At 36.5% G+C, this 14,332-nt stretch carries 13 protein-coding genes and 1 pseudogene; 11 read left to right on the top strand and 3 right to left on the bottom strand.

Annotated features, from left to right (window positions below; translation table 11 throughout):
• Together A9G24_RS01315 and A9G24_RS01310 are read right to left on the bottom strand one after the other, a co-directional pair.
• A pseudogene (locus A9G24_RS01315) lies at positions 1-651 on the bottom strand (transposase); the annotation flags it as partial.
• A 943-nt stretch (positions 652-1,594) separates the two neighbouring features.
• A complete protein-coding gene (locus tag A9G24_RS01310; RefSeq protein WP_065637426.1) occupies positions 1,595-3,103 on the bottom strand; it encodes a hypothetical protein in 1,509 nt (502 codons plus the stop codon).
• A gap of 531 nt (positions 3,104-3,634) precedes the next feature.
• Here A9G24_RS01310 and A9G24_RS01305 point away from each other — a divergent pair.
• Positions 3,635-4,666: an AI-2E family transporter gene (locus A9G24_RS01305; protein ID WP_065637425.1), complete on the top strand. Its 1,032-nt coding sequence runs from the start codon at positions 3,635-3,637 to the stop codon at positions 4,664-4,666.
• A 386-nt stretch (positions 4,667-5,052) separates the two neighbouring features.
• Here A9G24_RS01305 and A9G24_RS01300 read toward each other — a convergent pair whose 3' ends face one another.
• Positions 5,053-6,006, bottom strand: coding sequence for a hypothetical protein (locus A9G24_RS01300; protein ID WP_141673020.1), 954 nt, complete (start codon positions 6,004-6,006; stop codon positions 5,053-5,055).
• 640 nt (positions 6,007-6,646) lie between these two features.
• Here A9G24_RS01300 and A9G24_RS01295 point away from each other — a divergent pair.
• The 10 genes from A9G24_RS01295 to A9G24_RS01250 all read left to right on the top strand — a co-directional run bounded on the left by A9G24_RS01295 (position 6,647) and on the right by A9G24_RS01250 (position 14,292).
• Positions 6,647-6,943: a hypothetical protein gene (locus A9G24_RS01295; RefSeq protein ID WP_141673019.1), complete on the top strand. Its 297-nt coding sequence runs from the start codon at positions 6,647-6,649 to the stop codon at positions 6,941-6,943.
• A gap of 202 nt (positions 6,944-7,145) precedes the next feature.
• Positions 7,146-7,463, top strand: a complete 318-nt coding sequence (gene rsfS, locus A9G24_RS01290) for a ribosome silencing factor (protein ID WP_065637422.1) — start codon at positions 7,146-7,148, stop codon at positions 7,461-7,463.
• A 4-nt stretch (positions 7,464-7,467) separates the two neighbouring features.
• The gene (gene rlmH / locus A9G24_RS01285; RefSeq protein ID WP_065637421.1) at positions 7,468-7,938 is read left to right on the top strand and encodes a 23S rRNA (pseudouridine(1915)-N(3))-methyltransferase RlmH; all 471 of its coding nucleotides are present in this window, start codon (positions 7,468-7,470) and stop codon (positions 7,936-7,938) included.
• Positions 7,939-7,951: 13 nt separating this feature from the next.
• Entirely contained in the window at positions 7,952-8,419 is a 468-nt protein-coding gene (ybeY, locus tag A9G24_RS01280) for an rRNA maturation RNase YbeY (RefSeq protein WP_065637420.1), read from the top strand.
• A gap of 100 nt (positions 8,420-8,519) precedes the next feature.
• Positions 8,520-9,392, top strand: a complete 873-nt coding sequence (corC, locus tag A9G24_RS01275) for a CNNM family magnesium/cobalt transport protein CorC (RefSeq protein WP_065637419.1) — start codon at positions 8,520-8,522, stop codon at positions 9,390-9,392.
• Positions 9,385-10,926, top strand: coding sequence for an apolipoprotein N-acyltransferase (gene lnt / locus A9G24_RS01270; protein ID WP_065637418.1), 1,542 nt, complete (start codon positions 9,385-9,387; stop codon positions 10,924-10,926). Before corC ends, lnt begins: the two co-directional genes overlap by 8 nt.
• Positions 10,927-11,153: 227 nt before the next feature.
• Positions 11,154-12,062, top strand: a complete 909-nt coding sequence (locus tag A9G24_RS01265; protein ID WP_065637417.1) for a glutamate/aspartate ABC transporter substrate-binding protein — start codon at positions 11,154-11,156, stop codon at positions 12,060-12,062.
• A gap of 90 nt (positions 12,063-12,152) precedes the next feature.
• On the top strand, positions 12,153-12,893 hold the full coding sequence (locus tag A9G24_RS01260) for an amino acid ABC transporter permease (protein ID WP_065637416.1): 741 nt from the start codon (positions 12,153-12,155) through the stop codon (positions 12,891-12,893).
• The gene (gene gltK, locus A9G24_RS01255) at positions 12,890-13,570 is read left to right on the top strand and encodes a glutamate/aspartate ABC transporter permease GltK (RefSeq protein ID WP_065637415.1); all 681 of its coding nucleotides are present in this window, start codon (positions 12,890-12,892) and stop codon (positions 13,568-13,570) included. Before A9G24_RS01260 ends, gltK begins: the two co-directional genes overlap by 4 nt.
• Positions 13,567-14,292: an amino acid ABC transporter ATP-binding protein gene (locus A9G24_RS01250; protein WP_065581451.1), complete on the top strand. Its 726-nt coding sequence runs from the start codon at positions 13,567-13,569 to the stop codon at positions 14,290-14,292. The genes gltK and A9G24_RS01250 overlap by 4 nt, the downstream gene beginning before the upstream one ends.
• Positions 14,293-14,332 lie beyond the last annotated feature (40 nt).

The following is a 14,332-nucleotide window of genomic DNA, read 5'->3' as shown; positions in this document are numbered from 1 at the left end:
CCCGATGCATAAAGCCACTGTCTGGATCTGTTGTACTGACTTTAACCTCCTTGTATTTCTCTACCGTCGATGGCTTTAAGACTTTTTTCCGTTTAATTCTCTTTCTGCGTTGATGGCTTGATTAAGGGCATCAATATATTGACTGGGCTCAACAATACGCTGCTCATTACGTGCTTTGCCTTTATTGGCATTTGCTTTTAGGTGAGTACTGTCCGTATATAAAACCCGACCACTTATCAACCCTTTGGCAATGGCCTGCTCAACAATATTATCAAAAATCTGTTGATAGATTTCACTGTCATTAAACCGACGGCGACGATTTTGGCTAAGTGTTGAGGCGTCAATCACTTTTTCGGTTAATCCCATTCCCAGAAACCAGCGGTAAGCTAAATTGACCTGAATTTCCTGAACCAGACGACGTTCACTGGGGATACCGAAAAGATACCCCAATAACATGATTTTAAACAGTCTGACCGGATCTTCTGCCGGACGACCGTTATTAGGGCAATAAAGTGGTGCTACCGCTTCTCGAATAAATTCAAAATCAATGACTTTAGCTATTTTACGAACAAGATGATTTTGAGGGACAAGCGCATCTAGCGAGATTTGCTCTATTTTTTCTGGTGTCGCTGGAGTTGGTTTTTTTAGCATAGAAGAACTTCTCTTATAATGGACTCCTCTCTATTAGATCAAAGAACTCGCCAAAAAGCGAGTTCTTTGTCATCAATCTGAGGCTGCTTTGCACCCTTTTTTGGGTAAAGATTGTTAAATTAAAAATCAAATAAAATCAACACCTTTTCTGAAAGATTTTTTGGTGATTAAATGGATGTTATTAAAACGCTCTATTCGTGATTTTGTTGATTTGTTGTATGCCAGCCTTTACTTAGGTTGTGTAAATGATTGATTTAGCTTAAAAACAGCAAAATAAAAACTTAAATAAAATCAATGTCTTTCCTGACCACTTTTTGGATGTAATTGCATTGCTTTTTAACACAAAAGAAACTCACAAAAAACACTAAAGGCTATGTTGTTTGTCCTATTCCGGCGTCAGAATGTGCCAACAACAGAGCGAGGTTAGCACGCCAAACAGGACGTTTGGCGAGTTTGTGGTGCGCTTGGAGCGCGTCCACAAACAGTGCGTTAAAAATTTGTCTGGAACAAATTTGAACATCTGAGCAAAGCGAAGATGGCCTCTAAGAGGCGAGTATCAGGATGATACGAGTAATTGCGGAGGGCAGCCGTAGGCCACATTCTGTAGCCAAAGCGTGGGATTGCAAAGGGAATTCGCTTTAATTCCCTTTGCCAGGGCGTAGTCACAATAGCTATTTTGTTCACCTAAGGTCAAAACGTCCGAAACCTTGCCTTACTATAAATAGACTACAAATTTAAACCGCCACAGCGTAATCACTAGGATTGCCAGCCACGCTTTTAGCGTTGGCGGCGGAGGGAGGCGCGATTGTGGCTTCGCTCCAACAGCGCAACCCTAAGGGAAAATGCCCCAACTTACGCGGGGGCGTTATTCTTTGTTAGATTGTCCTCTATCTGCACCATAACCGCCCCCGCGGCCTAAGGATTAAAGACTAAGAAATAAAAGCTAAGGTGCGGTGCAAATGCCATAGCTTTTGCGCCTTATGCCTATCATGTTGCTGTCGTCTTTACCGATGATGCCGGTGCTCGAGTGGACATTTAAGTAATCGTCCGCCGAGTAGGATGAGCCGACGAAGCCCGCATCAGAGTAACCTTTCATGTAGCCCCACTCCGTGAAAAGCCCTGCTCCTATGTAGCGCTTGTACCGGCTGACAGCACGTACCGAATTGCTTAAATCCCTTGCCTTTGGCATGCTATACCCCAACCGCTTACACCATGTTTTATGAGCTGAAAATTTTTTGAATTCACTACCCCGATTAACGAACCACTGCCTCAACACAAATCCATAGCTCACCTTATTACCACGATTATCCCTTCCCACCAATTCAAATGTCTGCGGCAAAGATGGCTTTATAAGCGGACTAGGATCAGCTGACTGCATTTGAGTGCTATCCGCACTAGGACCTCTTAATGTTATCCGTGTTACATAACTGGATTTATCTATAATCCATTCATCAGCTTGTATGGTCTTTCCTGTTGGGGATGTGAATGTACCAGAACGTGGCCTTGTCCAACTCACCGTTGCCGTTATATCACCACTCGTGATAACTGACCAACTCAACTGACTTGCATCAACTCCATCTATGAGCAAATCAAAATACAACCCATCAGCGCCCGTTGTAGGAAAATTTCGGTCGTAAGATGATGAACTCGTTGACTGAACTAAAAAGCCCTTAGTAGGATTCCATATATTAGATGGACCTGCGTAGTCGTCTGTACCAAATTTTAGATTCGGCCTTACTGAACAAATAACTGGCTGCGGTGAGTTCGGATTAATATAATAATCTACCGTCCCTCCACTGAAACTAATACTCCTTGGCACGCCATACTGTGTTGTTAAAGTTCCACCAGAACTTTCTAACCTTACCCTATAAGGCGCACTACATATACTTAATCCATCACTACGACTAACGGCACTACCATCTCTATCCGTAAATGATACCGATATATTCCCAGTAGCCGTTACTCCATTTGTACCCTGCCCATCTCCATCATCATCCCGCCAATAATTATATCTATTCACTAAATCATTTAAACTCACTGAACTGACTGATGATGGAATTAACATATCTATATCCCCCAAAGTATTTCCCACATAAGGCAAACTTATTGGACTTGTCGGACTTGATGTATTTGTCGACGGCGTAATAACTCGACCATTCTGCAACTTGATAAACAATAAACTATCCGTTGAAGTTTCTTTTGTCAGACCCTCATCAAACGTTAAATACGGCGCACTACCCTCAATTATCTTTGATGTATGCGCTGTTAATGCCTGCGAAACCTCCGAATACGACAATAACAACAGCGAAAATTTAGGTAATTTAGACAACTTCAAGAGCTTCGGTGATAAAAATAAGAAATGAGTCTGATTTTGACTATGACCAAAATGAAAAAAATTTAAGGCGTAGGTTTGGCAGACCTTATACCAGCTATGATAGTTATGATAACGCATTCCGATTGCACCGTTAAGTAAATTTATGTCTTTATTTAATTTTTTAAAATTATCTGCTCAATTAGCGAACATTCTATTGCTTTAAATGGCGTTTGAATCATAAACTATTGATTAATAATGTGCTACTTTTTTTTGCTAAAATTTTGTAAATTTTTATTAAATAGGTAAGGTTAAGCTTTTGTTGGTGTATTTTTGGGAATAGTTTTGATAGTGTTTTTTGAACAAAAAACAATAAAATTCTAATTAAATCAATAACTTTTATGACATATTTTTGGTTGATTAGATGACAATTATTAGGACTCGCTATTCTTGAGTTTGCTGGTTTGTTAGTTGTTAGCGTTTTGCCTAGGTTGTATAAGAGTCTTTTTTAACCTGTTAAAAAGTATTAACTAAATTATGAACACTTCATGTTTAATTAGTAACAAAAAAAGGACGAACAATGAACTATCTGCTATAATTCTGTCAATTTTTACCGTTACCACGTATCGTGTTTTAATTAAATAAATTTTTTATTAAAGGAAAATTTTCTTTATGCCACTAAGTAATAATCAAAAATTAAATCTATTTTGCCTCATACTGTTTTCCGTTTTTTTCATTATTTTAATGCAAGTTCATTTAATGCCTGCTGTGATTGCTGGTTTATTAACCTATACATTAACGCAAAAATTAGATGAGTTTTTATCACGAAAAATGATACGTTTTAGCCATCAATCAAAATTAGTTTCGGTACTAGTACTCACAACACTGATTATGAGTATTTTTATTGGTGGTTTTTGGTATTTATTTGCTTGGTTTGTTGATATGGCCAAGCACCCTACCGAAACATTAACAAATATGAAATTAGTAGTAAACAATGTAGTAAACAGTCTGCCATCAAGCATGACCCATTATTTACCTGATGATATTGATGAAATTGAATCAACTATAATGGTTTATCTTAAAGATCATGTCTTTTATCTACAATCTATCATCAAAAAAGTATTCCATGATTTAGTTATATTAATTGTGGGAATGATTATTGGATTAATATTAGGTTATAAAGAAAATCAACGCAGTAGCAGTGACAATCAAATTAAACAAAGAGCATTAACTAAAGCCTTAAAGACCAGTTTAAATCGATTAGTGGTAGTATTCCAATATGTCGCGATGTCTCAAGTTGTGATTGCCTTGTTTAATACTATCATGACCGCCATTTTGTTATTTATTATTTTACCTGTGTTTGGTATTCATTTACCGTTTAGTAAAAGTTTAGTACTAGCAACATTTATTTTTGGCCTTATTCCAATTATTGGCAACCTGATTGTCAATGTATTAATCTTTTTTGTTGCATTTACAGTATCATTCACCGTTGCAATGGTAATTATTATTTATTTAATTTTAATTCATAAAATGGAATATGTCCTTAATGCTAAAATAGTGGGAACAAAAATTCATGCTGGTATCTGTGAATTATTAATTGCAATGCTATTTTTAGAGACTCTTTTTGGCGTTATTGGTTTAATTTTTGCGCCTATTTTTTATGCATTTATTAAATTATCATTAAAAGAACTACGGATTATTTAAACAAATTTCTATATTGAAATTCAATAATGTAATTCATTAACGTGCAGCCAAATGCGCTAAGCAAATTAACTTAATCGGCAAAACTAAGCGGGCGAAAAGAAGCCTTAGAATTCTTTCGAAATCTTTCAGGTAGAAAATTGATTTTATTTAGCTTTTTCTTGTGAGTTTTTAATAAAATCAATGAATTATAGGCTGTTTCTGTTTATTATTACCGTGGGTTTTATTTTTTATTTTTCTGGAATAAGCGCTTTTGCTATCTAATAGCAAAAGCGCATAGCTTGCTTCGGCGACCTGCATAACGCTTGGGCTTTGTTTTCTGCTAAATTAACCTTAATTCGCACCATAATCCCACCCGAAACCTAAAAATCAAGAACTAAAAACAAAAGCTAAGGCGTGACACAAACCCCGTCATACAGACGTGGAGGGTCGCCTGCAAGCACCTGGCCGTCGAACGAGGCCACCGAGAAGAATGGAATGCTATCTGTTGCGTCACTCGTTGGGTAGTCATCGTCACCGAATTTTGCGCCGAAGTAATAATATATTTTGCCCCATTCCGAGAATAATCCTGCCCCTATTTGGCGCTGATAATAATTCCCACTTGATGACGGCGTAGCACCAACGGCACCATTACATTCATAGTTATCTGGGTCGTGGTCATAATCAAGACAGACTGCATTGGTAAGGTCTTTTACTTTCGGAAGTCGATAGCCAAAAACATTACACCACATAGCATGCCACACTGCGTAATTTGGTGCTTCTTCGTCTTCCATGGTTACATCTTCACGGACAAGGAACCACTTCTGTAATACAAATCCATATGTTACAACCTCATTGCCTTCTCTATCTTTACCCACTAATTCAAATGTCTGCGGTAAATGTGGCTTATGAACTACATTTGGATATGGATGCATGGCTAGATCATAATCGTCTATCTTAGGACCTGTTAGGGTAACGCGCGTCACCTCTTCTGGACCATCCATCCACATAGCCGCTGTTACATGTTTCCATTCTACTGTGGCAGTTATACCTTCATGCGTAACAGGTTCCCATATTAATTCACTTGCATCAACGCCTTCTATATCTAAATCAAAATATAATCCATCAGCACCTGTGGTCGGAAAATTAAGCTCGTATAATGCGGGGTGAGTGGATTGCGTAAAAAATCCCTTACTTGGGTCCCACACGCCAAAGGGGCCAGCGTTTTCATCTGTGCCATAAAGCAAGTTCGGCCGAGCGAAATTGACAACAGCCGATGGCAATAATATTATTGCATCGCTGCGATTATTAACTCCTCGATTATTTTTACCAGCCAATGCCTGCGAATTCCATGAAGTCAACAAGAATAACAATGCCAACAGGATTCTTGAGAAGAATTTCAACAATAATTTGAGAGATAATTTCGAGGATATAAACGAGGAAAGCGTAAAAACTTGTCTAATGGAGCTATTTGATAAATTTAAGACATAGGTTTGCCAGTGCTGGTGTCTGGTGTCTGGTGTCTAATATGATAATGCATTATGGTTACCCCTGTCAAGTAAAATCATGTTTAATTTCAATTTTTATACTTGTTCGATCATTAAATAGGCTAATTTTTAAATCGGTGAAAGTATAACCATTTTAAAAAAGCTTGGCTAGTTTTTTTTGGGGTATAACGAAATGTAAATATTGGGGTTAATTAAGCTTTTTGGGAAAGATTTGAAGAATTGAAATTTCTGTTTTTGTAAAAAAAACAACAAAATAAAATTACAATAAAATCACTACCGAATGTTTTTTTAATAATTTTTAGATTTTTCCAAAAATGAGGACTTTTTTTGTTCTATAATATCCATTAATATTTATTTAAATCAATTTTCTCAAGAGAAAACAATTGAATAATGATTCGGCAGGCTCGCGCTCATCATGCAAGTAAAATTTTTTCTTATTCTTTTTTTGTTTAACACTCATATTGCAAAAGCAGGAACATTTAGGATCCATCCGCACATGGGTCACGATTACAACCCAATATATCCATCTTTATTAGGTTTATTTTTAGGACTTTTATTCTTTGTGGTTATATCGTTGTTAACAGAGGTGCTAGCTGAATTTAGCATATATAGAGAAAAAAAACGAAAAGCAAAAAATGCAATAAAAGATGCAATAAAAAAAGAGAATCGTTTAGCTATAAATAATCAAAAAAAATTGAAAAGAAGCCAAATAAAGAAAAACAGAAAAGAACAAATAAAAAAAATGCGTGAAGATAAATTAGCAAAAAAAATGAGAAAAAAGATAAGAAATTAGATGATTAAGTAAAATTGCCTTTTTAGATAAATTTAAATAAGACTATTTTTATAATTTAGTCAACAAATATTAAAGAAAGAGTGACATTGCTCAATATTGTTATATATTGCCACCTCCCAATAAATATATGTAAATTTTTCATCGCCGTTATTTTTGAAATATATGCTATAATGGCGCTTTATTTTTAATAAAAAGAGAGATTATTTTGCAGCAGTCGTTACAAGATTTTATTATTGATAAGATTGATGATCTAAAAGGCAAAGACATTGTCACCCTTGATGTTCGCGGTAAATCAAGCATTACCGATTATATGATTATTTGTACGGGCACTTCAAACCGTCATGTTTCGTCTATCGCAGGGCATTTGCTTGATGAAGCCAAAAAAAAGGGCCATTTGGTGTTAGGTAGTGAAGGGAAAAGTGATGCTGATTGGGTCGTGGTTGATATGGATTCAGTGATTGTGCATATCATGCAAGAAGAAAGCCGTCAACTTTACGAACTTGAGAAGCTTTGGAGTTAATGGCGTGAAGATACAGCTTATTGCTGTTGGCAATAAAATGCCAAACTGGGTTACAACTGCTTTTGATGATTATCAGTCACGGTTTCCTAAAGATATGCCTTTAGAACTTATTGAAATCCCCGCAGGTAAGCGCACTAAAAATGCTGATATTGCCCGAATTTTGGATAAAGAGGGCGAATTGATGTTAAATGCTTGCGGTAAAAGCAATCGCATTGTGACACTTGATATACCGGGTAAACCATACACAACGCATAATTTAGCTGAGCAGTTAGAACGCTGGAAAGTAGACGGACGTGATGTGAGTTTATTAATCGGCGGGCCTGAAGGTTTATCTGCTGCTTGCAAAGCGGCAGCACAGCAGAGTTGGTCACTGTCGCCACTTACGCTTCCCCATCCTTTAGTACGGGTTATTGTGGCTGAAAGTCTTTACCGTGCATGGAGTTTAACCACTAATCATCCTTATCATCGTGAATAATTAAGGTAATAAAATGAGCGCCATTATTTTAGATTTGCAAATTGCTACAGAAGATACCCTAAATTTACCAACCGAAGCGCAAATTTTGCAGTGGTTAAATGTTATTTTACCTCAATTTATGGATAATGCTGAACTCACTATCCGTATTGTTGATGAACAAGAAAGCCAGCAATTAAATAATACCTATCGTCATAAAGATAAACCCACCAATGTATTATCTTTTCCCTTTGAATCTCCCATTGAGATTGATGTTCTTTTATTGGGCGATCTCATTATTTGTAAACAAGTTGTTGAAGCCGAGGCCAAGCAACAACATAAATCATTAACTTCACACTGGGCTCATATGATTGTTCATGGTTGTTTACATTTACTGGGTTATGATCATATTCTTGACGAAGAAGCCGAAGAAATGGAAAATATTGAAATTGCTATTATGCAGCAATTAGGATTTGAAGATCCTTATCAACCGATTGACGAATAAAAATATGCAATTAACCGTTTAGTTAAATAGCAATTTAACTAACTCAACAAGCATATAAAATAAGTTACATTAATAACAAAGTAAGAAAGGAAAAGAGCAAATGAGTGATGATAATCACCGGAGACCTAAAAAAGGGTTTGCATTATGGTTAAGTCAGTTATTTAATTCAGAACCAAAAGATAAAGAAGAACTTATCGAGGTGATTCGCGAAGCCGAAGAAAACGAACTTATCGATCCAGATACCCTTGATATGATTGAAGGCGTCATGGATATAGCAGAGCAGCGCGTTCGCGATATTATGATTCCCCGCTCTCAAATTGTGACGATCAAAGATAATTATTCGCTTGATGAATGTCTTGATATTATTTCTGAACATGGGCACTCACGTTATCCTGTCATTAGTGAAGATAGAGATCATATAGAAGGCATTTTATTAGCTAAAGATCTTTTGATTTTTATTCGCCAAGGTGTTGATAATTTCGATCTCAAAAAAATCCTTAGACCAACCGTTGTCGTACCCGAAAGCAAGCGTGTTGATCACATGTTGAAAGAGTTTCGTATGCAGCGTTACCATATGGCGATGGCTATCGACGAGTTTGGCGGTGTGTCAGGACTTGTGACTATCGAAGATATTTTAGAACTTATCGTTGGCGATATTGAAGATGAATATGATGAGGTAGAAGATCGGGATATTCGCCGCTTAACGCCTTCAGTTTATACGGTGCGAGCCCTTACGCCAGTTGAAGATTTTAATGAAATTTTTGCCACTGATTTTAGTGATGACGAAATGGACACCATTGGCGGGCTGGTGATGCAACATTTTGGACGATTACCTTTACGCGGTGAAAGCATTACCATTGATGGTTACCAATTTAAGGTCACCATTGCAGACCGAAGACGAATCATCCAACTGCATGTGACTATTCCTGAAGAAGCAACTGTGCCCAATTTAGAGCTACCTGAAAATGTTTAAACAAAACTTATTAAGCCTAATTTTTGGTGGTATAGCGGTTTTTAGTTATGCCCCATTTCATATTTGGCCTTTAGCTTTTGTCTCGTTTGCGGGGCTTTTATGGCTTATTGCCGATAAAACGAAAAAACAAGCCATGTTACTCGGATTAAGTTGGGGCATTGGCTATTTTACGGCAGGGATACACTGGGTTTATATTAGTATTCAACAGTATGGCGAGTTACCTACTCTGGTTGCCATTATCGTTTTAGGCCTTTTAATTGTATATTTGTCGCTTTACCCGATGCTATTTACTGTTTTGTTAAGCATAGCAAATCGTTTTACTGGGCAATTTTCATTTAAACAGCTTGTGCTTGTGGCTCCAGTGCTTTGGCAAGTAACCGAATTTTTACGTGGTTATATCTTAACTGGATTTGCTTGGTTACAACTTGGTTATAGCCAGCTTGATAGTCCTTTACGAGCCTATTTCCCTCTAGTGGGAATAGATGGCGTTAATTTATTGTTAACTATTTTGTGTGGATTATTCGTTTATTGTATAAAAACAATAATCAGCAAAACACCAAAGCGGCACGCACTTGGTGCAATCATTGCACTGATTACGATCTTTTTTGCACCAATTTCATTCAATAATATTAATTGGACTACGATAGATAACACTCGTTCGGCTAATTTTGCTTTAATTCAAGGAAATATTCCGCAATCAATTCGTTGGACAAAAGATCAACTCAATGACACGTTACAAACCTATGCAAAACTGACTCAAGAAAACTTTGAAAACGATAAAATTATCATTTGGTCAGAAGCCAGCATCACCGATTACGAAATAAATCAGCAATCTTTTTTACAATATCTAGATAATGAAGCTAGAGCTCATAATACTGAAATCGCTGTAGGTATTATAGATTATCGCTTTGGTGAAACTGGATATCAAGCTAACGGAGATCTCTATAATACTTTGTTGGTATTAGGTGAAAAAGAACCTTATCAATATCCAACAACTAATCGTTATCAAAAACACCATTTAGTGCCTTTTGGAGAGTTTACACCGCTAGAATCAGTACTTGAACCAATTGCTGAATTGCTCAATATTCCTATGTCATCAATGAAGTCTGGCGAAGCAAATCAACCTCAATTACAAATAAAAGGCTTTAAATTTACCACTGCCATTTGCTATGAAGTGATTTTATCACATTTAATGTGGCAAAACTTTACCTCAGACAGCGATTTTTTACTGACTGTATCAAATGATGCATGGTTTGGTGATAGCATTGCTCCTAAGCAACATCTGCAAATGGCACAAGCTAGAGCATTAGAATTTGGTAGGCCTTTAATCCGTAGCACCAACACAGGCATTACCGCAATTATCGACCCACATGGCAATATTGTTAAACAGTTACCACAATTTAAAACAGCGGTTTTATCGGCAACTGTATCGCCCACAACGGGTTTAACGCCTTATGCAAGATGGGGAAATTGGCCTTATTTTGCTATGATGGCACTAATGCTTATCTCACTTTTTATAAAAAGACGTTCATAATTAACGATACTGGCATAATTATTGCTTATATACAATTGGATTTAACTAAGTATTGGTGTAACCAATCATCGTAATATTACGTTAATTATTGGTTACATCTAGCTCCAATGATAGATAAATAAACAGTAAAAAGTACTTTTATGGTAAAAAATAAGTTATAATATACGTCCTTTGTAAAAATATTAAAATTATTTAATATGATACAAACTTAACAGTAGGAGATGAGTATGAACAGAAAGACAAAATTAACCAAACTAGTGTTATCATTTGCAATGTTAGGTCTAGTGAGTAGTGCCGCATTTGCCGATGAATTAACCGGTACACTAGCTAAAGTAAAAGAAAATGGTGTGATTGTCGTAGGACATAGAGAATCATCAGTCCCGTTCTCATATTATGGTGATAACCAAACAGTTGTTGGTTATTCTCAAGATTACTCAGATCTTATTATTAATGCGGTAAAAAAAGAGTTAAACATGCCTAATTTGCAAGTTAAATATTTACCGCTTACTTCGCAAAATCGTATTCCACTGTTACAAAACGGTTCTTACGATTTTGAATGTGGTTCAACAACCAATAATCTTTCTCGTCAACAACAAGTTGATTTTTCAAATACGATCTTTATTGTTGGCACTCGCTTTTTAGTCAAAACTAGTAGCAATATTAAAGATATTGACGATCTGAAAGGTAAAAATGTGGTCGTAACTTCAGGTACAACATCCGAAGTTATGCTCAACAAAATCAATACTGAAAAAGGGTTAAATATTCGTATTATTGCAACCAAAGATCATGGTGATGCATTTCGCACACTTGAAAGTGGACGAGCAGCAGCATTTCTTATCGATGATGCGTTGTTAGCAGGTGAACGCTCAAAAGCGAAAAAACCTGAACAATGGGAAATTGTGGGTAAACCATTATCTTATGAAGCTTATGGTTGTATGTTACGTAAACAAGATCCGCAATTTAAAGCTTTAGTCGATAAAACAATCGCTGATGCACAAACATCAGGTATCGCCGAAAAGTCATATAACCGCTGGTTTAAACAACCTATTCCACCAAAAGGGTTAAATATGAACTTTGATATGTCTTCTGAGATGAAAGAACTTTTCGCTCATCCTAATGATAAAGCATTAAATTAATACGCAGATATTTTCCCATAAGGGCGTAGGTAACTGCGCCCATCATCTTATTTAGTACTATTTACATTTTTTTTACATGTTGGAGTATTTATGACAACAAGTTGGAATTGGAAAATTTTTCTCCAACCAGCACCATTTGGGGATACAACGTATCTAGGCTGGTTGTGGTTAGGTTTTCAAATGACCATATTGCTAGTTATTACATCAGGAACGGTTGCCTTTTTGGTTGGTTCGCTATTTGGTGTACTAAGAACATTACCTAACCGTTTTTTATCTGGCTTAGGTACATGTTATGTTGAAGTGTTTAGGAATATCCCGTTAATCATTCACTTATTCTTTTGGATTGAAGTTGTACCCGCGTTGGTACCAGAATCTATCCGTGATTGGTTATATAGTCTTAACCCTACGATATTTACTTTATTAATGTCAACCATAGGATTAGGATTATTCACAGGTGCACGTATTTGTGAACAAGTGAGAGCTGCTATTCAGTCAATTCCTACTGGTCAGAAAAGTGCCGGAATTGCATTAGGACTAACCTTAAAACAAACCTATTTATATATTTTATTACCTAATGCTTATCGACGCGTTTTACCACCATTAACATCTGAAATATTAAATATGGTTAAAAACTCGGCTGTTGCCTCGACTGTTGGTTATATTGAATTAACAAAACAAGCAAACCAATTGCTTGAACATGCAGGCCAACCTTATGAATCATTCATTGCTATTACATTTGGATATGTAATTATCAATGTCGCTATCATGTTTGCCATGCAATATATTGAGAAAAAAGTGCGACTTCCTGGCGTATTAGGAGGTAAATCATGATGGATTTAGAATGGGGTCAAATCCTGCCTAATTTACCTTATATCATGCGTGGTATGCTATTAACCTTAGAGATAACCATTACCGCTGTAATTTTTGGTATCGTTTGGGGAACGCTACTTGCCATTATGCGACTTTCATCAATTAAAGTACTACATTGGTTTGCTTCATGCTATGTAAATATATTCCGTTCAATTCCATTAATGATGGTTTTGCTCTGGTTTTATTTGCTAGTGCCTCAACTATTAGAAAAGATTTTAAATCTTCCACCCACAACAGATATACGTTTTGTGTCGGCATTAATCGCTTTTGCTTTGTTTGAAGCGGCTTACTATTCGGAAATTATTCGAGCTGGTATTCAAAGTGTATCTAAAGGTCAAATCAGTGCATCACTAGCACTCGGTATGACTAAAGGTCAGGCATTACGAATGGTGGTTTTACCACAAGCATTTCGTATTATGACACCATTATTATTAACACAAGGTATTATCTTATTCCAAGATACGACGCTTATTTACACCTTAAATTTAGCTGATTTCTTCTATCGTGCGGTTAATATTGTGGGTAATAGAGATGGTTTAATCGTTGAGATGGTATTATTTACAGGAGCAGTTTATTTTGTTATTTGCTTCACCGTTTCACGTCTAGTTAATTATTTTAAGAAAAGGATTACTCGATGATCTCCTTAGAAAATATATCAAAATGGTATGGACAATTTCAGGTATTAAAAAACTGCACAACTCGAGTTGGTAAAGGCGAGGTTGTGGTGGTTTGCGGTCCTTCGGGTTCAGGAAAATCAACTTTGATAAAAACCGTAAATTGTTTAGAGCCTGTACAAAAAGGCAAAATTATTATTGATGGAACCGAAGTTACAAGTAAAGCAACTAACTTAGCAAAGTTACGTTCTAAAGTGGGTATGGTATTTCAACATTTTGAACTATTCCCACATTTAACTATTTTAAAAAACCTCACCCTTGCGCAAATTAAAGTGTTAGGTCGAACAGACGAAGAAGCTCGCGAAAAAGCGCTTAACTTGTTAGAGCGCGTTGGTTTACTTGCTCATGCCGATAAATACCCCGCACAACTTTCTGGCGGTCAACAGCAACGTGTTGCCATTGCTCGCGCGTTATGTATGGATCCTATTGTCATGCTGTTTGACGAACCAACCTCAGCACTTGATCCTGAAATGGTAAATGAAGTATTAGATGTGATGGTTGAGCTCGCTTATGAAGGCATGACCATGATGGTGGTTACTCATGAAATGGGCTTTGCGCGTAAAGTAGCCCACCGTGTTATCTTTATGGATGCTGGTGAAATTATTGAAGATACCTCAAAAGAGCAATTCTTTACTAATCCACAATCAGATCGTGCTAAAGACTTTTTAGCTAAGATTATTCATTAAGTTAATTATTACAGGGCTTATCGCCCTGTTTTATTATTTC

Source organism: Gilliamella sp. App6-5 (assembly GCF_001690525.1).
Taxonomy (GTDB): domain Bacteria; phylum Pseudomonadota; class Gammaproteobacteria; order Enterobacterales; family Orbaceae; genus Gilliamella; species Gilliamella apicola_H.
Note: the sequence above shows the minus strand (reverse complement) of the source record. Positions and strands in the feature narration are given on the sequence as shown.